The 19,466-nt window shown below is 54.8% G+C and carries 15 protein-coding genes, 4 tRNA genes and 1 rRNA gene; all 20 read left to right on the top strand.

The annotated features are described in order from the left end of the window. Positions 1 to 80: ribosomal RNA gene (gene rrf / locus AC19YX_RS30360) — 5S ribosomal RNA — on the top strand; the annotation flags it as partial. A 186-nt stretch (positions 81 to 266) separates the two neighbouring features. Further along, the gene (gene birA / locus AC19YX_RS30365) at positions 267 to 1,226 is read left to right on the top strand and encodes a bifunctional biotin--[acetyl-CoA-carboxylase] ligase/biotin operon repressor BirA (protein WP_201128255.1); all 960 of its coding nucleotides are present in this window, start codon (positions 267 to 269) and stop codon (positions 1,224 to 1,226) included. Continuing rightward, the gene (locus AC19YX_RS30370) at positions 1,216 to 1,965 is read left to right on the top strand and encodes a pantothenate kinase (protein ID WP_500607717.1); all 750 of its coding nucleotides are present in this window, start codon (positions 1,216 to 1,218) and stop codon (positions 1,963 to 1,965) included. The genes birA and AC19YX_RS30370 overlap by 11 nt, the downstream gene beginning before the upstream one ends. A 7-nt stretch (positions 1,966 to 1,972) precedes the next feature. After that, positions 1,973 to 2,419, top strand: coding sequence for a hypothetical protein (locus tag AC19YX_RS30375; RefSeq protein ID WP_500607718.1), 447 nt, complete (start codon positions 1,973 to 1,975; stop codon positions 2,417 to 2,419). A 142-nt stretch (positions 2,420 to 2,561) separates the two neighbouring features. Next, a tRNA-Tyr gene (locus AC19YX_RS30380) sits at positions 2,562 to 2,646 on the top strand. A gap of 25 nt (positions 2,647 to 2,671) precedes the next feature. Next, positions 2,672 to 2,745 (top strand) — tRNA-Gly (locus AC19YX_RS30385). A 26-nt stretch (positions 2,746 to 2,771) separates the two neighbouring features. Further along, positions 2,772 to 2,847: transfer RNA gene (locus AC19YX_RS30390), tRNA-Thr, on the top strand. An 85-nt stretch (positions 2,848 to 2,932) separates the two neighbouring features. Beyond that, positions 2,933 to 4,126: an elongation factor Tu gene (gene tuf, locus AC19YX_RS30395; protein ID WP_010467251.1), complete on the top strand. Its 1,194-nt coding sequence runs from the start codon at positions 2,933 to 2,935 to the stop codon at positions 4,124 to 4,126. 54 nt (positions 4,127 to 4,180) lie between these two features. Further along, positions 4,181 to 4,256 (top strand) — tRNA-Trp (locus tag AC19YX_RS30400). A gap of 45 nt (positions 4,257 to 4,301) precedes the next feature. Next, complete coding sequence (gene secE / locus AC19YX_RS30405) at positions 4,302 to 4,670, top strand: preprotein translocase subunit SecE (protein WP_500607719.1); 369 nt, start codon at positions 4,302 to 4,304, stop codon at positions 4,668 to 4,670. A gap of 9 nt (positions 4,671 to 4,679) precedes the next feature. Then, positions 4,680 to 5,213, top strand: a complete 534-nt coding sequence (gene nusG / locus AC19YX_RS30410; RefSeq protein WP_003317113.1) for a transcription termination/antitermination protein NusG — start codon at positions 4,680 to 4,682, stop codon at positions 5,211 to 5,213. A 118-nt stretch (positions 5,214 to 5,331) separates the two neighbouring features. Next, positions 5,332 to 5,763, top strand: coding sequence for a 50S ribosomal protein L11 (gene rplK, locus AC19YX_RS30415; RefSeq protein WP_003210097.1), 432 nt, complete (start codon positions 5,332 to 5,334; stop codon positions 5,761 to 5,763). Then, entirely contained in the window at positions 5,763 to 6,458 is a 696-nt protein-coding gene (rplA, locus tag AC19YX_RS30420; protein WP_003176434.1) for a 50S ribosomal protein L1, read from the top strand. Before rplK ends, rplA begins: the two co-directional genes overlap by 1 nt. Before the next feature lie 199 nt (positions 6,459 to 6,657). Next, complete coding sequence (gene rplJ, locus AC19YX_RS30425; protein ID WP_020297845.1) at positions 6,658 to 7,158, top strand: 50S ribosomal protein L10; 501 nt, start codon at positions 6,658 to 6,660, stop codon at positions 7,156 to 7,158. 79 nt (positions 7,159 to 7,237) lie between these two features. Continuing rightward, a complete protein-coding gene (gene rplL, locus AC19YX_RS30430; RefSeq protein WP_020297846.1) occupies positions 7,238 to 7,603 on the top strand; it encodes a 50S ribosomal protein L7/L12 in 366 nt (121 codons plus the stop codon). 220 nt (positions 7,604 to 7,823) lie between these two features. Further along, positions 7,824 to 11,897 carry a DNA-directed RNA polymerase subunit beta gene (gene rpoB / locus AC19YX_RS30435; RefSeq protein WP_020297847.1) on the top strand — a complete coding sequence of 1,358 codons (4,074 nt, stop codon included), beginning with the start codon at positions 7,824 to 7,826 and terminating at the stop codon, positions 11,895 to 11,897. Positions 11,898 to 11,961: 64 nt separating this feature from the next. Further along, on the top strand, positions 11,962 to 16,161 hold the full coding sequence (gene rpoC / locus AC19YX_RS30440) for a DNA-directed RNA polymerase subunit beta' (protein ID WP_020297848.1): 4,200 nt from the start codon (positions 11,962 to 11,964) through the stop codon (positions 16,159 to 16,161). A 202-nt stretch (positions 16,162 to 16,363) separates the two neighbouring features. Next, positions 16,364 to 16,735, top strand: a complete 372-nt coding sequence (rpsL, locus tag AC19YX_RS30445) for a 30S ribosomal protein S12 (protein WP_002555494.1) — start codon at positions 16,364 to 16,366, stop codon at positions 16,733 to 16,735. Between the two features lie 119 nt (positions 16,736 to 16,854). Continuing rightward, positions 16,855 to 17,325, top strand: a complete 471-nt coding sequence (gene rpsG, locus AC19YX_RS30450; protein ID WP_002555493.1) for a 30S ribosomal protein S7 — start codon at positions 16,855 to 16,857, stop codon at positions 17,323 to 17,325. A gap of 30 nt (positions 17,326 to 17,355) precedes the next feature. Next, positions 17,356 to 19,458 (top strand): elongation factor G, encoded by a 2,103-nt coding sequence (fusA, locus tag AC19YX_RS30455; protein ID WP_020297849.1) that lies wholly within the window; start codon positions 17,356 to 17,358, stop codon positions 19,456 to 19,458. Positions 19,459 to 19,466: the final 8 nt, after the last annotated feature.

The following is a 19,466-nucleotide window of genomic DNA, read 5'->3' on the forward strand; positions in this document are numbered from 1 at the left end:
ATCCCGAACTCAGCAGTGAAACGATGCATCGCCGATGGTAGTGTGGGGTTTCCCCATGTGAGAGTAGGTCATCGTCAAGATTAAATTCCGAAACCCCTGATTGCTAACGCAATCAGGGGTTTTGTTTTTGCGCGCAGGAAAGCCAAGGCTTCATAAGTGGAGCTTGTCTTCAGTTAATTGCTTCAGCGACTTTGTGTGCCGCTGTTTTCTATGCAACTCCCGTGTGCATAGCTATCATGCCTGCCTCTTTGTGAGGCGAGACTTGCATGTTGATGTTGTTAGAGCTTCTTAAGGATGGGCGATTTCACTCGGGGCAGGCCCTGGGCGATGCGCTGGGTATCAGTCGTAGTGCCGTATGGAAGCAGCTGCAGCAGATGGAAGCCGAGCTGGGCCTCTCTATCCATAAGGTCAGGGGGCGCGGCTATCAGTTGGCGGCGCCTATAACGCCCCTCAGTTCCGCTGAGATTGGCCGGCAGGCAGCTGTTTGCCCCTGGAGTGTGCTGGTCTACGACTCGATAGACTCGACTAATGCGCAAGCTCTACGCTTGATTGAGCGTGGGCAGCCTTCGCCGTTCCTGGTGCTGGCCGAACGCCAGACCGCCGGGCGTGGGCGGAGAGGGCGCAAGTGGGTCAGCCCCTTTGCCGAGAACCTCTATTACAGCCTTGTCCTGCGTATTGAAGGTGGGATGCGTCAGCTGGAAGGGCTCAGTTTGGTCGTTGGCCTGGCGGTGATGCAGGCCTTGCGTGAGCTGGGAGTCAGCTCCGCTGGCTTGAAGTGGCCAAACGACGTCTTGGTCGGGCAGAAAAAAATAGCTGGAATTCTATTGGAGCTGGTCGGAGATCCCGCGGATGTCTGTCATGTGGTCCTGGGGGTTGGAATAAATGCGAACATGCGCAGTGCTGACGAGGTTGATCAGGAATGGACCTCGGTGAGACTTGAGACCGGCAAGACCGTTGACCGTAATGAACTGGCGGCCCGACTGAGTCTCGTGCTCAAGTCCTACCTGGATCGGCATCAGCTGTCTGGATTTTCGGCTATCCAGGAAGAGTGGGAACAAAACCACTTATGGCAGGGAAGACCTGTCTCGCTCATTGCGGGTGTCAACAAGATCGACGGGGTTGTTGTAGGTATTGATCGCCAAGGTGCTTTGCGCTTGATGGTGGATGGTGTCGAGAGGGTTTACAGCGGTGGTGAGCTCAGCCTGAGGTTGCGCGATGATTCTTGAGCTCGACTGTGGAAATAGCTTCATCAAATGGCGTGTGCTGCATGCAGATGCGATCTTGGTTTTTGCCGAAGGCGTGGTCGATTCTGATCATGTGCTTTCAGAGAGTCTGCATGGGCTGTCCGGTCTTGCGCTGACGCATTGCCGATTGGTTAGTGTGCGTAGTGCAGAAGAAACCGCCAAGCTGGTCGCGCTATTGGTCGACGCATTTTCTGTATCGGTATCCTGTGCCAGTTCGGCTCGGGAGATGGCCGGCGTGCGCAATGGGTATGAGGATTTCGAAAAGCTCGGTCTGGATCGCTGGCTGGCCATGTTGGGCGGTTTTCGCCTGGCTAAAGGGGCTTGTCTGGTGCTCGATTTCGGAACGGCTGTAACGGCGGATTTTATTGCCGCTGACGGTGAGCACCTGGGGGGCTTTATTTGTCCGGGGATGCCCTTGATGCGCAATCAGTTGCGAACTCATACCCGGCGAATTCGTTACGATGACCTGTCCGCTGAGCGTGCGCTGGTCAATCTGCTTCCGGGGCGCACCACAGTCGAGGCTGTAGAGCGAGGCTGCTTGTTGATGCTGAGGGGGTTTGTGCTGACCCAGTTAGAGCTGGCGCGCAGTTATTGGGGGGATGACTTCGTCGTCTTTCTCACTGGGGGTGACGCCGACCTGGTCTCGGGGATGGTGCCGCAAGGTCGGCTTGTGCCGGATCTTGTTTTTGTCGGGTTGGCCATGGCCTGCCCATTGACCTGAGGTTTCTATGCGTTGGTTGTTCCTGCTGCTCTTGGTTCTCAATGTGTTTTATTACGTCTGGCATCAGCAGGAAGCACCGTTACGCGCAAAAGAAGTGACATCGCTCAGTTTGTATAAGGGCTCGCAGCAGGATATCCGCTTGCTGAGCGAGTCGGCCGACGTTGTTGCGCGACGCGAGAAGAGCAAGGTTGGAGAGGTGGAGGCGGGTTGTCTCTATGTCGGTGGCTTTGCTCGTCGAGACCAGGCTCAGCAGCTTGAGCGGAGCTTGATTGGCTTAAATGTTGAGGCTCAATTGCAATTTGTGAATTTGCCGAACGCTAACGGTTATTGGCTGCGTGTTGCGCCCGAAAGCAGGCATTTGCTGGACGAATTGCAGTTGACGAACCTTGCCAAGGAATTCAATGAGTTAAAACATAAAATAATGCCGTGCGAAGGCATTGCAACTGTCGAATAGTTTGCATAGAATGGCGCCCGCTTCGCAGTGAAGACCTCTTGGGGTTGGAATCGCGAAACGAGGTCAACGCAGCTAACCTCAGGTTTTTAATGAGAAAATGCTTGACAGAAGGGCAGCTTAGTATAAAATGCTGCCTCGCTTAGGAGGGGTTCCCGAGCGGCCAAAGGGATCAGACTGTAAATCTGACGTCTACGACTTCGAAGGTTCGAATCCTTCCCCCTCCACCATTTTTAGCGTGAGCTGCAAGCTTACGCGGGTATAGTTTAGTGGTAGAACCTCAGCCTTCCAAGCTGATGATGCGGGTTCGATTCCCGCTACCCGCTCCAGGTTTTCAGGTTGTGCAAAGTGTTTTGCTCTTGTAGCTCAGTTGGTAGAGCACACCCTTGGTAAGGGTGAGGTCAGCGGTTCAAATCCGCTCAAGAGCTCCATAATAACAAGGCAGATATGAAAATATCTGCCTTTGTTTTAATGGCTGGTGTGACTTGTTTAATTCTTCTCCTGAGGGTGATTTCGATGGCTAAGGAAAAGTTCGAACGTAATAAGCCGCACGTCAACGTAGGTACTATCGGTCACGTAGACCACGGTAAGACTACCCTGACTGCTGCTCTGACTCGCGTCTGCTCCGAGGTTTTCGGTTCGGCAAAGGTTGACTTCGACAAAATCGATAGCGCCCCAGAAGAAAAAGCTCGCGGCATCACCATTAATACTGCTCACGTTGAGTATGATTCGGCTGTGCGCCATTACGCGCATGTTGATTGCCCGGGTCACGCTGACTACGTAAAAAACATGATCACCGGTGCTGCGCAGATGGATGGAGCTATCCTGGTCTGCTCGGCTGCTGATGGTCCGATGCCGCAAACTCGTGAGCACATCTTGTTGTCTCGCCAGGTTGGCGTTCCGTACATCGTTGTCTTCCTAAACAAGGCTGACATGGTCGATGATGCTGAGCTGCTCGAGCTGGTTGAGATGGAAGTGCGCGACTTGCTGAGCACTTATGATTTCCCGGGTGATGATACTCCTATAATCATTGGTTCGGCTCTCATGGCTTTGAATGGCCAGGACGACAACGAGATGGGCACCACTGCCGTCAAGAAGTTGGTCGAGACGCTGGATACTTACATTCCGCAGCCTGAGCGCGCTATTGATAAGCCGTTCCTGATGCCGATCGAGGACGTCTTCTCGATCTCTGGTCGCGGTACTGTTGTAACTGGTCGTGTTGAGCGTGGCATTGTTCGCATCCAGGAAGAGGTTGAGATTGTTGGTCTTCGTGACACGGTCAAAACAACCTGCACTGGTGTTGAAATGTTCCGCAAGCTGCTCGATGAGGGTCGTGCTGGTGAGAACTGCGGCGTTCTGCTGCGTGGTACCAAGCGTGATGATGTTGAGCGTGGTCAGGTCCTAGTTAAGCCGGGTACTGTCAAGCCGCACACTAAGTTCACTGCAGAGGTTTATGTCTTGAGCAAGGAGGAGGGTGGTCGTCACACTCCGTTCTTCAAGGGCTACCGTCCACAGTTCTATTTCCGGACCACTGATGTGACCGGTAATTGCGAGCTGCCGGAAGGTGTTGAGATGGTGATGCCGGGTGACAACATTCAGATGACTGTCACTTTGATCAAAACCATCGCAATGGAAGATGGTTTGCGGTTCGCTATTCGTGAGGGCGGTCGTACCGTCGGTGCGGGTGTTGTGGCTAAAGTCATCGAGTAAGTTGTTGATATATCTTCATCGGGCCGGCATAATGGTCGGCCTGATTTTGTTTTTAGGTCAGTAGCTCAATTGGCAGAGCGACGGTCTCCAAAACCGTAGGTTGGGGGTTCGATTCCCTCCTGACCTGCCAGATTCACTCAGTGTGTCTGGCTTTCTTTTCACAGGATCTTCATAGATGACTCCTAAGGCTGAAGCTCAAGGCTCTCGCTTCGATCTGCTCAAGTGGCTTATAGTAGTCGCTCTTGTGATCGTTGGCGTTGTTGGCAATCAGTACTACTCTGCTTCGCCGATCCTGTACCGTGTACTTGCTTTGCTTGCTATTGCTGCTGTAGCTGCCTTTGTAGGCCTGCAGACTGCCAAGGGCAAGTCTTTCTTTGTACTGGTTAAGGAAGCTCGCACCGAGATTCGTAAAGTCGTGTGGCCAACCCGCCAAGAAACCACGCAGACCACATTGATTGTTGTGGCTGTTGTTCTGGTTATGGCGTTGCTGTTGTGGGGGCTTGATTCCCTGCTCGGTTGGCTTGTTTCCTTGATTGTTGGCTAAGGGTGTCCCGTGGCTAAGCGTTGGTACGTTGTGCATGCTTACTCGGGTTACGAGAAGCATGTAATGCGCTCGTTGGTAGAGCGCGTAAAGCTGGCTGGCATGGAAGATGGCTTCGGCGAAATTCTGGTTCCCACTGAAGAAGTGGTTGAAATGCGTAATGGCCAGAAGCGCAAAAGTGAGCGTAAATTCTTCCCAGGTTACGTGCTGGTACAGATGGACATGAACGAGGGTACTTGGCACTTGGTCAAGGACACTCCTCGCGTGATGGGCTTTATTGGCGGTACTGCCGACAAGCCTGCGCCTATCACCGACAAGGAAGCGGAAGCTATCCTGCGTCGCGTCGCTGACGGTAGCGACAAGCCCAAGCCTAAAACGCTGTTCGAACCAGGTGAAGTTGTTCGCGTCACTGATGGTCCGTTCGCTGATTTTAATGGCACGGTCGAAGAGGTTAACTACGAAAAGAGTCGCATCCAAGTGGCTGTGCTCATTTTCGGTCGCTCTACCCCGGTAGAGCTAGAGTTCAGTCAGGTCGAAAAGGCATAACTGAACGAGAATCCCATACCCCGCAGCCCCAGGCTGTGGGGTTTTTTCGTCACTGGGATAAACGCGCAAGTAACCGGGGAGCCTTTTCAGGCGTCTGAACCCGTAATTGGAGTGCCTCATGGCCAAGAAGATTACCGCTTACATCAAGCTGCAAGTGAAGGCCGCTCAGGCCAACCCAAGCCCACCCGTCGGTCCAGCTCTGGGTCAGCACGGCGTGAACATCATGGAGTTCTGCAAGGCTTTCAACGCCCGTACTCAGGGTATTGAGCCAGGTCTGCCGACTCCAGTGATCATCACTGTATACAGCGACCGTAGCTTCACCTTCGAAACCAAGTCGACCCCGGCTTCGGTTCTGTTGAAGAAAGCTGCTGGTCTGACTAGCGGTTCCGCTCGTCCTAACACCGTTAAGGTTGGCACTGTGACCCGTGCTCAGCTGGAAGAAATCGCGAAAACCAAAAACGCGGATCTGACTGCAGCTGATATGGATGCAGCCGTGCGTACCATCGCCGGTTCTGCTCGTAGCATGGGCCTTAACGTGGAGGGTGTGTAATGGCTAAGCTGACCAAGCGCCAAAAGGCTATCGCCGGCAAAATTGAAGCGGGCAAGTCCTACAACTTTGTAGACGCTGCTGCTCTGCTGACTGAGCTGTCGACTGTCAAGTTCAGCGAGTCCGTTGACGTTGCTGTAAACTTGGGTGTTGACCCGCGTAAATCCGACCAGGTCGTTCGTAGCGCTACTGTGCTGCCACACGGCACTGGCAAGACCGTTCGCGTTGCTGTGTTCACCCAAGGCCCAGCTGCTGAGGCAGCTCTGGCTGCCGGCGCAGATCGCGTTGGCATGGACGACCTGGCTGCCGAAATGAAAGGCGGCGACCTGAACTATGACGTCGTAATTGCTTCCCCGGATGCAATGCGCGTTGTAGGTCAGTTGGGTCAGATCCTCGGTCCACGCGGCCTGATGCCTAACCCTAAAGTCGGCACCGTAACTCCAGACGTAGCTACCGCGGTTAAAAACGCCAAGGCTGGTCAGGTTCGTTATCGCACCGACAAAAACGGCATCATCCACACTTCCGTTGGCAAGGTCGGTTTCGACGCCGTCAAGCTGAAGGAAAACGTTGAAGCGCTGATCGCTGATCTGAAGCGTATCAAGCCAGCTTCTTCGAAAGGCATCTACGTCAAGCGCGTTACCCTGAGCACCACTATGGGCCCAGGTCTGGTCATCGACCAAGGCTCGCTGGACGTATAAGAACACAAGTTGGTGCAAGCGATTGCGCCAACTGAAAGATTGGGGTCCCTGCCTGGCGGGGGCTATCCAAGACCGTAGGCGACGCAAGTCTTAAACCTCAAGCCTACGCAGATGGTGCTCCCGGTTCCTTACCGAATCAGACACCAAAACGACATCCGGCCTCGGTTGGATGAAACGGTAACAAGCAGGAGTTAAACCCGTGGCAATTAAACTCGAAGACAAGAAGGCCATCGTCGCTGAAGTCAACGAGGCTGCCAAAGCTGCTCTGTCCGCTGTCGTGGCTGATGCCCGTGGTGTGACAGTAGGCGCTATGACCGGACTCCGTAAAGAGGCCCGTGAAGCTGGCGTTTACGTACGCGTTGTACGTAACACCCTGCTCAAGCGCGCTGTTGCTGGCACTCAATATGACGTGCTCAACGACGTGTTCACTGGCCCGACCTTGATCGCATTCTCCAAAGAACATCCGGGCGCTGCTGCTCGTATCTTCAAAGAGTTTGCCAAAGGTCAGGACAAGTTCGAGATCAAGGCAGCTGCGTTCGAGGGCAAGTTCCTCGCAGCTAATCAGATCGACGTACTGGCAAGCCTGCCGACCCGTGACGAAGCAATTTCTCAGCTGATGAGCGTGATTCAAGGCGCAACCAGCAAATTGGCTCGTACTCTGGCGGCTCTTCGCGACCAGAAAGAAGCTGCCGCAGCCTAAGGCTGAGCATCTCCTTTTGCGTTTATTGTTTATTTCGATGGCCGCTTAGGCCGTCACCCCAATACAGGAATTTATAGTCATGTCTCTGACTAACGACCAAATCATCGAAGCAATCGGCGAAAAATCCGTTCTGGAAATCGTTGAGCTGATCAAGGCCATGGAAGAGAAGTTCGGCGTTTCCGCTGCCGCTGCTTCCGCTGGTCCAGCTGCTGTTGCTGCCGTTGTTGAAGAACAAACTGAATTCAACGTCATGCTGCTCGAAGCTGGCGAGAAGAAAGTTAACGTGATCAAGGCTGTACGTGAACTGACCGGTCTGGGCCTGAAAGAAGCCAAGGCTGTAGTTGACGGCGCTCCTGCCCTGGTTCTGGAAGCTGTAGCTAAAGAAGCAGCTGACAAAGCCAAAGCAACTCTGGAAGAAGCAGGCGCTAAAGTCGAGCTGAAGTAAGCATCGACTTTGCGTTTCCAGCCCGAGCGTTAAGCGACAGGCTGATGGCTGGTGGCTCTTGCCACCGGCCTTTTTCCGTTATTGGCAGCCGACTGGGTCGGTGTCTCTAACGAGCTGTAACCACCCTGTGCGGTGGCGCAAACCATGGGGTTTGCACGATTTTCTGGCTGCTCCCGTCGGGAGGGGCCAAACAAGCAGGTGACCAAGCTGGGGAACGCTGATGGCTTACTCATATACTGAGAAAAAACGTATCCGCAAGGACTTTAGCAAGTTGCCGGACGTCATGGATGTGCCGTACCTCCTGGCCATCCAGCTGGATTCGTATCGTGAATTCTTGCAAGCGGGAGCGACTAAAGATCAGTTCCGCGACGTGGGCCTGCATGCGGCCTTCAAATCCGTTTTCCCGATCATCAGCTACTCCGGCAATGCTGCGTTGGAGTATGTCGGTTATCGTCTGGGCGAACCGGCGTTTGATGTCAAAGAATGCGTGTTGCGCGGTGTAACTTACGCCGTACCTTTGCGGGTAAAAGTGCGCCTGATCATTTTCGACAAAGAATCGTCGAACAAAGCGATCAAGGACATCAAAGAGCAAGAAGTCTACATGGGTGAAATCCCCCTGATGACTGAGAACGGTACCTTCGTAATTAACGGTACCGAGCGTGTAATCGTTTCCCAGCTGCACCGTTCCCCTGGCGTTTTCTTCGACCACGACCGTGGCAAGACGCACAGCTCCGGTAAGCTGCTGTACTCGGCGCGGATCATTCCTTACCGTGGTTCGTGGTTGGACTTCGAGTTCGACCCGAAAGATTGCGTATTCGTACGTATCGACCGTCGTCGCAAGCTACCTGCATCGGTACTGCTGCGCGCGCTGGGCTACACCACAGAAGAAGTGCTGGACGCTTTCTATACCACCAACGTATTCCATGTGAAGGGTGAAAACCTTAGCCTGGAGCTGGTGCCTCAGCGCCTGCGTGGTGAAATTGCCGTTCTCGATATTCTGGATGACAAGGGCAAGGTTATTGTCGAGCAAGGTCGTCGTATCACCGCTCGTCACATCAACCAGCTGGAAAAAGCCGGGATCAAAGAGCTGGAAGTGCCTCTGGACTACGTCCTGGGTCGCACTACCGCCAAGGTCATCGTGCATCCGGCCACCGGCGAAATCCTGGCAGAGTGCAATACCGAGCTGAATACCGAGATCCTGGCAAAAATCGCCAAGTCTCAGGTCGTTCGTATCGAAACTCTGTACACCAACGATATCGACTGCGGTCCGTTCGTCTCCGACACGTTGAAGATCGACTCCACCAGCAACCAACTGGAAGCGCTGGTCGAGATCTATCGCATGATGCGTCCTGGCGAGCCGCCAACCAAAGACGCTGCCGAAACCCTGTTCAACAACCTGTTCTTCAGCCCTGAGCGTTATGACCTGTCTGCGGTCGGCCGGATGAAGTTCAACCGTCGTATCGGTCGTACCGAGATCGAAGGTTCGGGCGTGCTGTGCAAGGAAGACATCGTTGCGGTCCTGAAGACTCTGGTCGACATCCGTAACGGCAAGGGCATCGTCGATGACATCGATCACCTGGGTAACCGTCGTGTTCGCTGCGTAGGCGAAATGGCCGAGAACCAGTTCCGCGTTGGCCTGGTACGTGTTGAGCGTGCGGTCAAAGAGCGTCTGTCGATGGCTGAAAGCGAAGGCCTGATGCCGCAAGACTTGATCAACGCCAAGCCAGTGGCTGCGGCGGTGAAAGAGTTCTTCGGTTCCAGCCAGCTTTCCCAGTTCATGGACCAGAACAACCCGCTGTCCGAGATCACCCACAAGCGCCGTGTTTCTGCACTGGGCCCGGGCGGTCTGACGCGTGAGCGTGCTGGCTTTGAAGTTCGTGACGTACACCCGACTCACTACGGTCGTGTATGCCCGATCGAAACGCCGGAAGGTCCGAACATCGGTCTGATCAACTCCTTGGCGGCCTATGCGCGCACCAACCAGTACGGCTTCCTCGAGAGCCCGTACCGTGTGGTGAAAGACGCTCTGGTTACCGACGAGATCGTGTTCCTGTCCGCCATCGAAGAAGCTGATCACGTGATCGCTCAGGCTTCGGCCACGATGAACGACAAGAAGATGCTGATCGACGAGCTGGTAGCTGTTCGTCACTTGAACGAGTTCACCGTCAAGGCGCCGGAAGACGTCACCTTGATGGACGTATCGCCGAAGCAGGTAGTTTCGGTTGCAGCGTCGCTGATCCCGTTCCTCGAGCACGATGATGCCAACCGTGCGTTGATGGGTTCCAACATGCAGCGTCAAGCTGTACCCACCCTGCGTGCTGACAAGCCGCTGGTCGGTACCGGCATGGAGCGTAACGTAGCTCGTGACTCCGGCGTTTGCGTCGTGGCTCGTCGTGGCGGTGTTATCGATTCCGTTGATGCAAGCCGTATCGTGGTTCGTGTTGCTGATGACGAAGTTGAAACCGGTGAAGCCGGTGTCGACATCTACAACCTGACCAAATACACCCGCTCCAACCAGAACACCTGCATCAACCAGCGTCCGCTGGTGCGTAAAGGTGATCGTGTTCAGCGTAGCGACATCATGGCTGACGGCCCGTCCACCGATATGGGTGAGCTGGCCTTGGGTCAGAACATGCGCATCGCGTTCATGGCCTGGAACGGTTACAACTTCGAAGACTCCATCTGCTTGTCGGAACGAGTTGTTCAGGAAGACCGCTTTACCACGATCCACATTCAGGAACTGACCTGTGTGGCACGTGACACCAAGCTTGGGCCAGAGGAAATCACTGCAGACATCCCTAACGTGGGTGAAGCTGCACTGAACAAGCTGGACGAAGCCGGTATCGTTTACGTAGGTGCTGAAGTTGGCGCGGGCGACATCCTGGTGGGCAAGGTCACTCCGAAAGGCGAGACCCAGCTGACTCCGGAAGAGAAACTGCTGCGTGCAATCTTCGGTGAAAAAGCCAGCGACGTTAAAGACACCTCCCTGCGCGTACCTACCGGTACCAAAGGTACTGTCATCGACGTACAGGTCTTCACTCGTGACGGCGTTGAGCGTGATGCTCGTGCACTGTCGATCGAGAAGAGCCAGCTCGACGAGATCCGCAAGGATCTGAACGAAGAGTTCCGCATCGTTGAAGGCGCTACTTTCGAACGTCTGCGTTCCGCTCTGGTCGGCCATAAAGCCGAAGGCGGCGCCGGTCTGAAGAAAGGTCAGGACATCACCGACGAAGTACTCGACGGTCTTGAGCATGGTCAGTGGTTCAAACTGCGCATGGTTGAAGACGCTCTTAACGAGCAGCTCGAGAAGGCTCAGGCCTATATCGTTGATCGTCGCCGTCTGCTGGACGACAAGTTCGAAGACAAGAAGCGCAAACTGCAGCAGGGCGATGACCTGGCTCCAGGCGTGCTGAAAATCGTCAAGGTTTACCTGGCAATCCGTCGTCGCATCCAACCGGGCGACAAGATGGCCGGTCGTCACGGTAACAAAGGTGTGGTCTCCGTGATCATGCCAGTTGAAGACATGCCGCACGATGCCAATGGCACCCCGGTCGACGTCGTTCTCAACCCGTTGGGCGTACCTTCGCGTATGAACGTTGGTCAGATTCTCGAAACCCACCTGGGCCTCGCGGCTAAAGGCTTGGGCGAGAAGATCAATCGCATGATCGAAGAGCAGCGTAAAGTTGCTGAACTGCGCAAGTTCCTGGACGAGATCTACAACCAGATCGGCGGTCGTAACGAAGATCTGGATAGCTTCTCCGATCAGGAAATCCTGGATCTGGCGAAAAACCTGCGCGGCGGCGTACCGATGGCCACTCCGGTGTTCGACGGTGCCAAGGAAATCGAAATCAAGGCCATGCTGAAACTGGCTGACCTGCCAGAAAGCGGCCAGATGCAGTTGACCGACGGCCGTACCGGCAACAAGTTCGAGCGCCCGGTTACTGTTGGCTACATGTACATGCTGAAGCTGAACCACTTGGTAGACGACAAGATGCACGCTCGTTCTACCGGTTCGTACAGCCTGGTTACCCAGCAGCCGCTGGGTGGTAAGGCGCAGTTCGGTGGTCAGCGTTTCGGGGAGATGGAGGTCTGGGCACTGGAAGCATACGGTGCTGCATACACTCTGCAAGAAATGCTCACAGTGAAGTCGGACGATGTGAACGGTCGGACCAAGATGTACAAAAACATCGTGGACGGCGATCACCGTATGGAGCCGGGCATGCCCGAGTCCTTCAACGTGTTGATCAAAGAAATTCGTTCCCTCGGCATCGATATCGATCTGGAAACCGAATAACACGTGACGCGAATCGAGAGCGGGGCTGGATTGCCCGCTCTCTGCTCCGCCAGGAGGAAAGGCCTTGAAAGACCTACTGAATTTGCTGAAAAACCAGGGTCAAGTCGAAGAGTTCGACGCCATCCGTATCGGATTGGCATCGCCTGAGATGATCCGTTCGTGGTCGTTCGGTGAAGTTAAAAAGCCGGAAACCATCAACTACCGTACGTTCAAACCCGAGCGTGACGGCCTGTTCTGCGCCAAGATCTTTGGCCCGGTTAAGGATTACGAGTGCCTGTGCGGTAAGTACAAGCGCCTGAAACACCGCGGTGTGATCTGCGAGAAGTGCGGCGTTGAAGTTGCACTGGCCAAGGTTCGTCGTGAGCGCATGGCGCACATCGAACTGGCTTCTCCGGTTGCCCACATCTGGTTCCTGAAATCGCTGCCGTCCCGTATCGGCTTGCTGATGGACATGACCCTGCGTGATATCGAACGCGTTCTCTACTTTGAGAGCTATGTCGTTATCGATCCAGGCATGACCACCCTTGAAAAGGGTCAGCTGCTGAACGACGAGCAGTACTTCGAAGCGCTGGAAGAGTTCGGTGACGATTTCGATGCCCGCATGGGTGCCGAAGCTGTTCGTGAGCTGTTGCACGCTATCGATCTGGAGCACGAGATTGGTCGTCTGCGTGAAGAGATTCCGCAAACCAACTCCGAAACCAAAATCAAGAAGCTGTCCAAGCGTCTGAAGTTGATGGAAGCCTTCCAGGGTTCCGGCAACCTGCCAGAGTGGATGGTGCTGACCGTTCTGCCGGTTCTGCCGCCAGATCTGCGTCCACTGGTCCCGCTGGATGGCGGTCGCTTCGCGACTTCCGACCTCAACGATCTGTATCGTCGAGTGATCAACCGTAACAACCGTTTGAAGCGCCTGCTTGATCTGTCCGCTCCGGACATCATCGTGCGCAACGAAAAACGTATGTTGCAGGAAGCCGTCGACGCGTTGCTCGACAACGGTCGTCGTGGCCGCGCTATCACGGGTTCCAACAAGCGTCCTCTGAAATCCTTGGCTGACATGATCAAGGGTAAGCAAGGTCGTTTCCGTCAGAACTTGCTCGGTAAGCGTGTTGACTACTCGGGTCGTTCGGTAATTACCGTAGGTCCGACCCTGCGTCTGCACCAGTGCGGTCTGCCGAAGAAGATGGCTCTCGAGCTGTTCAAGCCGTTCATTTTCGGCAAGCTGGAAATGCGTGGTCTCGCTACCACCATCAAAGCTGCCAAGAAGATGGTCGAGCGTGAGCTGCCAGAGGTTTGGGACGTACTCGCTGAAGTAATCCGCGAACACCCAGTGCTTCTCAACCGTGCACCGACCCTTCACCGTCTGGGTATCCAGGCGTTTGAACCGGTACTGATCGAAGGTAAGGCTATCCAGCTGCACCCGTTGGTCTGTGCTGCGTACAACGCCGACTTCGACGGCGACCAAATGGCCGTGCACGTACCGCTGACGCTGGAAGCCCAGTTGGAAGCGCGTGCGTTGATGATGTCGACCAACAACATTCTGTCGCCAGCCAACGGTGAGCCAATCATCGTTCCGTCGCAGGACGTTGTATTGGGTCTGTATTACATGACCCGTGAAGCGATCAATGCCAAGGGCGAAGGTCGTATCTTCGCTGACCTGCAGGAAGTCGACCGCGTATTCCGCGCCGGCGAAGCTGCGCTGCACGCCAAGATCAAGGTTCGTATCAACGAAACCGTTAACGATCGTGATGGCGGCAGCGTGAGCGGCACCCGTATTGTCGACACCACTGTCGGCCGTGCGCTGCTGTTCCAGGTTGTGCCTAAAGGTCTGTCCTTCGACGTCGTCAACCTGCCGATGAAGAAAAAGGCGATCTCCAAGCTGATCAACCAGTGCTACCGCGTGGTTGGTCTGAAAGAGACCGTGATCTTCGCTGACCAGTTGATGTACACCGGTTTTGCTTATTCAACCATTTCCGGCGTTTCCATCGGTGTTAACGACTTCGTTATCCCGGATGAAAAAGCCCGCATCATCGGTGCTGCTACCGACGAAGTGAAAGAGATCGAAAGCCAGTACGCCTCCGGCCTGGTAACCCAGGGCGAGAAGTACAACAAAGTGATCGACCTTTGGTCGAAAGCGAACGACGAAGTTTCCAAGGCGATGATGGCCAACCTCTCGAAAGAGAAAGTCATCGACCGCAATGGTGTCGAAGTCGAGCAAGAATCGTTCAACTCGATGTACATGATGGCCGACTCGGGCGCACGGGGTTCTGCTGCGCAGATCCGTCAGCTCGCCGGTATGCGTGGCCTGATGGCCAAGCCGGACGGCTCCATCATTGAAACGCCGATTACTGCGAACTTCCGTGAAGGTTTGAGCGTACTTCAGTACTTCATCTCGACTCACGGTGCTCGTAAAGGTTTGGCGGATACCGCGTTGAAAACTGCGAACTCCGGTTACCTGACTCGTCGTCTGGTAGACGTGGCGCAGGATCTGGTTGTAACCGAGATCGATTGCGGCACCGAGCACGGCCTGTTGATGACTCCGCACATTGAAGGCGGTGACGTTGTAGAGCCGCTGGGTGAGCGCGTATTGGGTCGTGTTATTGCCCGTGACGTATTCAAGCCGGGTACCGAGGAAGTTATCGTTCCTGCCGGCACCCTGGTAGATGAGAAGTGGGTCGAGTTCATCGAGCTGAACAGCATCGACGAAGTGATCGTGCGTTCGCCGATCAGCTGCGAAACCCGCTACGGCATTTGCGCCAAGTGCTACGGCCGTGACTTGGCTCGTGGTCACCAGGTGAACATCGGTGAAGCTGTCGGCGTTATCGCTGCTCAGTCGATCGGTGAGCCGGGTACCCAGCTGACAATGCGTACGTTCCACATCGGTGGTGCGGCAAGCCGGACCTCCGCAGCTGACAGCGTTCAGGTGAAGAATGGCGGTACCGTCCGTCTGCATAACCTGAAGCACGTTGAGCGAGTGGATGGTCACTTGGTTGCTGTGTCCCGTTCCGGTGAGCTGGCAATCGCTGATGACTTCGGTCGTGAGCGCGAGCGTTACAAGCTGCCGTACGGTGCTGTGATTTCGGTTAAAGAAGGTGACAAGGTCGACGCTGGCGCAATCGTGGCCAAGTGGGATCCGCACACTCACCCAATCGTTACCGAAATGAAAGGTACCGTGACCTACGTGGGCATGGAAGAAGGCATCACGATCAAGCGTCAGACTGACGAATTGACCGGTATGACCAACATTGAAGTACTCGACGCGAAAGATCGTCCAGCTGCCGGCAAGGACATTCGTCCTGCTGTGAAGATGGTCGATGACAACGGCAAGGATCTGTTGCTGCCAGGTACTGACGTTATCGCTCAGTACTTCCTGCCAGCCAACGCCCTGGTCGGTGTAGCGGATGGTGCGAAGATCGCGATCGGTGATGTTATCGCTCGTATCCCGCAAGAAACTTCGAAGACCCGTGACATCACCGGTGGTCTGCCGCGTGTTGCCGACTTGTTCGAAGCTCGTCGTCCGAAAGAAGCGTCGATTCTGGCTGAAGTCAGCGGCACCATCGCGTTCGGTAAAGAGACCAAAGGCAAGCGCCGTCTGGTTATCACCCCGAACGACGGTACCGATCCGTACGAAGAGCTGATTCCAAAGTGGCGTCACCTGAACGTCTTCGAAGGCGAGCAAGTGAACCGCGGCGAAGTTATCTCCGACGGTCCAAGCGATCCACACGACATCTTGCGTCTGCTGGGTGTGAGTGCACTGGCCAAGTACATCGTTAACGAGATCCAGGACGTTTACCGTCTGCAAGGCGTGAAGATCAACGATAAGCACATCGAGACCATTCTGCGTCAGATGCTGCGTAAGGTTGAGATCGCTGAATCTGGCGATTCCACCTTCATCAAGGGCGACCAGATGGAGTTGACTCACGTACTGGTAGAAAACGAGCGTCTGGCTGGCGACGATAAATTTGTTTCCAAATTTACTCGTGTGCTGCTGGGTATCACCAAGGCGTCGTTGTCCACCGAATCGTTCATCTCGGCGGCCTCTTTCCAAGAGACCACTCGCGTACTGACCGAAGCGGCGGTAACCGGCAAGCGCGATTACCTGCGCGGCCTGAAAGAGAACGTGGTTGTGGGTCGTCTGATCCCAGCCGGTACCGGCCTGGCGTATCACAGCGAGCGTAAGCGTCGTCGTGAAGCAGACAAGCCGCTGCGCGTAAGCGCAAGTGAAGTTGAAGCTGCACTGACCGAAGCGCTGAACTCCAGCGGCAACTGAGGTCTGCAGTAGATTGAGATAGGGCCCTGGCCTTCATCGAGCAACCCGCCAAGGTGTTTTTACCCTGGCGAGTTGAGCGATGAGGTCGGGGCCTTGCCTTGACTGGGGACAAGATCCTCTTTAGACTCTTGTACCCCTAAATTTGGTGGAGCTTGTGCTCTGCCATTTTGTTTATGTCGAAAGACAACAGTGGAGCTAGTAGATGGCAACTATCAACCAGCTGGTACGTCAGCCGCGTAAGCGTATCGTCGAGAAATCCGACGTGCCTGCGCTGCAGAACTGCCCGCAACGTCGTGGCGTGTGCACTCGCGTGTATACCACTACGCCGAAAAAACCTAACTCGGCACTGCGTAAAGTATGCCGTGTGCGTCTGACCAACGGTTTCGAGGTTTCCTCGTACATCGGCGGTGAAGGCCACAACCTGCAAGAGCACAGCGTGGTACTGATCCGCGGCGGTCGTGTAAAAGACTTGCCAGGTGTTCGTTACCACACCGTTCGCGGCTCCCTGGATACCTCCGGCGTTAAAGGTCGTAACCAAGGTCGTTCGAAGTACGGTACCAAGAAGCCTAAGTAGTAGCGGCTTTTTGTAAAAACTGAATCATCTTATTTTCTGAGTCGATAAGAGTAAGGTCGGAGGCGTCCCGAAAGGGCAATGATTCCGAGCGAACCTGAAGACCGTTTGAGGGCTTATCCATGCCAAGAAGACGCGTAGCAGCCAAGCGCGAAGTGCTTGACGATCCAAAATACGGAAGCCAAATTCTGGCCAAGTTCATGAACCACGTAATGGAAAGCGGCAAGAAAGCCGTTGCCGAGCGTATCGTTTATGGCGCGCTGGAAAAGGTTAAAGAACGCAAGAACAGCGACCCCCTGGAAATCTTCGAGAAAGCTCTCGACGCCATCGCTCCGCTGGTCGAAGTGAAGTCGCGCCGTGTAGGCGGTGCTACTTACCAGGTTCCGGTCGAAGTTCGTCCGTCCCGTCGTAACGCCCTGGCAATGCGCTGGTTGGTAGACTTCGCCCGTAAGCGCGGCGAGAAGTCTATGGCTCTGCGTTTGGCTGGCGAACTGTTGGATGCTGCTGAAGGTAAAGGTGCTGCTGTTAAGAAGCGTGAAGACGTGCACCGTATGGCCGAAGCTAACAAAGCTTTCTCGCACTACCGCTTCTAATTTCAGCGTCACTAATTTTGCGAGGGCTTTATGGCTCGTACTACTCCGATTAACCGCTACCGTAACATTGGTATCGTTGCTCACGTGGATGCTGGTAAAACCACCACTACCGAGCGCGTCCTTTTTTACACCGGCGTAAACCACAAGATGGGCGAGGTGCATGACGGCGCCGCGACCACCGACTGGATGGTGCAGGAGCAGGAGCGTGGTATTACCATTACTTCTGCTGCAATCACCACCTTCTGGCAGGGTTCTGCCAAGCAGTTCGACAAATACCGTTTCAACGTAATCGATACCCCGGGCCACGTAGACTTCACTATTGAAGTTGAGCGTTCCCTGCGCGTACTCGACGGCGCGGTAGTTGTGTTCTGCGGTACCTCGGGTGTTGAGCCTCAGTCGGAAACCGTATGGCGTCAAGCCAACAAGTACGGCGTTCCACGTCTTGTTTACGTAAACAAGATGGACCGCGCGGGTGCTAACTTCCTGCGTGTAGTTGCTCAGATCAAACAGCGTCTGGGTCACACTCCGGTGCCTATCCAGTTGGCTATCGGTTCCGAAGACAACTTCCGTGGTCAGATCGATCTGATGAGCATGGAAGCGGTTTACTGGGACGATGCTGATAAAGGCATGGTGCCACGTCGCGAAGCTATTCCTGCAGATATGCTGGAACTGGCTGAAGAGTGGCGCAGCAACATGGTTGAGGCTGCTGCCGAAGCCAACGAAGATCTGATGAACAAGTACCTCGAGGGTGAAGAACTCACCGTCGAAGAAATCAAGGCTGCTCTGCGTCAGCGTACTATCGCTGGTGAAATCGTCTTGGCTGTTTGTGGTTCTTCCTTCAAGAACAAGGGTGTTCCCCTGGTTCTCGACGCCGTTATCGACTACCTGCCTGCACCGGTCGACATTCCTGCCATCAAGGGTACTGACCCGGATGACGAGACTATCGAACTGGAGCGTCATGCAGACGACAGCGAGCCGTTCTCGGCTCTGGCGTTCAAGATCGCTACTGACCCATTCGTGGGTACTTTGACCTTCGTTCGAGTTTACTCGGGCGTGTTGAGCTCCGGCGACGGCGTTATCAACTCGGTTAAAGGCAAGAAAGAGCGCGTGGGTCGTATGGTGCAAATGCACGCAAACGCCCGTGAAGAAATCAAGGAAGTACGCGCTGGTGACATCGCGGCCTTGATCGGCATGAAGGACGTCACCACTGGTGAAACCTTGTGCACCGCTGACAAGCCAATCATCCTGGTTCGCATGGACTTCCCGGAGCCGGTTATTTCGGTTGCCGTTGAGCCTAAGACCAAGGATGACCAGGAAAAAATGGGTATCGCTCTGGGCAAGCTTGCTCAGGAAGATCCATCTTTCCGCGTCAAAACTGATGAAGAGACTGGTCAGACGATCATCTCCGGCATGGGCGAGTTGCACCTGGACATCCTGGTTGACCGGATGCGCCGTGAGTTCAACGTCGAAGCCAACATCGGTAAGCCTCAGGTTTCCTATCGTGAGCGCATCACGAAGAGCTGTGAGATCGAAGGTAAGTTCGTTCGTCAGTCCGGCGGTCGTGGCCAGTTCGGCCATTGCTGGATTCGTTTTGCTCCTGCTGACGAAGGTCAGGAAGGTCTGCAATTCCTGAACGAAGTTGTTGGTGGTGTGGTTCCTAAGGAATACATCCCGGCAATCCAGAAGGGTATCGAAGAGCAGATGAAGAACGGCGTTGTTGCCGGCTATCCGCTGATCGGCCTGAAGGCTACCGTGTTCGATGGTTCTTACCATGACGTCGACTCCAACGAGATGGCGTTTAAGGTTGCTGCTTCCATGGCTACCAAGCAATTGGCTACCAAAGGTGGTGGTGAGCTGCTTGAGCCGATCATGGCGGTAGAGGTTGTTACGCCTGAAGACTATATGGGTGATGTGATGGGCGACCTTAACCGTCGTCGTGGCATGATCCAGGGTATGGAAGACACGGTATCCGGCAAGGTTATTCGCGCCGAGGTTCCGCTGGGTGAGATGTTCGGTTATGCGACCGACGTCCGTTCCATGTCCCAGGGTCGCGCAAGCTACTCTATGGAATTCAAAAAATACGATACAGCTCCGGCGCACATCGTCGAAACTGTCACCAAAAAACAAGGCTGATTCAGTCC

This window comes from Pseudomonas sp. MF09150 (assembly GCF_059862355.1).

Excerpts from the sequence above, each read along its gene's own strand:
- birA (WP_201128255.1), top strand. The coding sequence starts at position 267 with ATGTTGATGTTGTTAGAGCTTCTTAAGGATGGGCGATTTCACTCGGGG.
- secE (WP_500607719.1), top strand. The coding sequence starts at position 4,302 with ATGACTCCTAAGGCTGAAGCTCAAGGCTCTCGCTTCGATCTGCTCAAG.
- AC19YX_RS30375 (WP_500607718.1), top strand. The coding sequence starts at position 1,973 with ATGCGTTGGTTGTTCCTGCTGCTCTTGGTTCTCAATGTGTTTTATTAC.
- rpoB (WP_020297847.1), top strand. The coding sequence starts at position 7,824 with ATGGCTTACTCATATACTGAGAAAAAACGTATCCGCAAGGACTTTAGC.
- rplL (WP_020297846.1), top strand. The coding sequence starts at position 7,238 with ATGTCTCTGACTAACGACCAAATCATCGAAGCAATCGGCGAAAAATCC.
- tuf (WP_010467251.1), top strand. The coding sequence starts at position 2,933 with ATGGCTAAGGAAAAGTTCGAACGTAATAAGCCGCACGTCAACGTAGGT.
- rpsG (WP_002555493.1), top strand. The coding sequence starts at position 16,855 with ATGCCAAGAAGACGCGTAGCAGCCAAGCGCGAAGTGCTTGACGATCCA.
- rpsL (WP_002555494.1), top strand. The coding sequence starts at position 16,364 with ATGGCAACTATCAACCAGCTGGTACGTCAGCCGCGTAAGCGTATCGTC.
- rplK (WP_003210097.1), top strand. The coding sequence starts at position 5,332 with ATGGCCAAGAAGATTACCGCTTACATCAAGCTGCAAGTGAAGGCCGCT.
- rplA (WP_003176434.1), top strand. The coding sequence starts at position 5,763 with ATGGCTAAGCTGACCAAGCGCCAAAAGGCTATCGCCGGCAAAATTGAA.
- AC19YX_RS30370 (WP_500607717.1), top strand. The coding sequence starts at position 1,216 with ATGATTCTTGAGCTCGACTGTGGAAATAGCTTCATCAAATGGCGTGTG.
- fusA (WP_020297849.1), top strand. The coding sequence starts at position 17,356 with ATGGCTCGTACTACTCCGATTAACCGCTACCGTAACATTGGTATCGTT.